Consider the following 468-nt stretch of genomic DNA (forward strand, 5'->3'; position numbering starts at 1 on the left):
TTCAATACATTCAGATACTGTGGGACTTTTTATTATCCCCTGTAGCTCTGACTACTTCATAGGAGTGTATTGCCGCTACCTTTATCTGAATTGTTTATCAGCTGGATGTGCTGGAGAACTTCTCCTGAGTACTAATTTCAATCAAGTCTACGATGATAATCGCTGGTGGATGCCACAGTATCAGGGAACCGAAAGGAGGGTTTCACTATGTACTACGTTGGCATCGACATTGCCAAACTCAATCACTTCGCTTCTGTTGTTTCTTCAGACGGCGAGGTACTCGTTAAGCCGTTCAAATTTACGAATGACAATGATGGCTTCTGTACGCTGCTCTCTGCTCTCGCATCATACGATCGCGGCAGCCTCATCATTGGTCTTGAATCGACGGCACACTATGCTGACAACCTGGTTGAATTTCTCGTATCTAAACGCTACCAGGTCTGCGTTATCAACCCGATCCAGACTTCC

Annotated in this window: 1 protein-coding gene; it reads left to right on the plus strand. The window is 45.3% G+C overall.

Going from position 1 to position 468, the window contains the following annotated elements:
- Window positions 1-207 precede the first annotated feature (207 nt).
- Window positions 208-468: IS110 family transposase (locus tag ACTNC3_RS11535; RefSeq protein WP_441227519.1), on the plus strand; the 261-nt coding region annotated here is incomplete at its 3' end.

Source organism: Oribacterium sp. HCP3S3_B9, from assembly GCF_052064255.1.
In the GTDB taxonomy this organism is placed as follows: Bacteria; Bacillota; Clostridia; order Lachnospirales; family Lachnospiraceae; genus Oribacterium.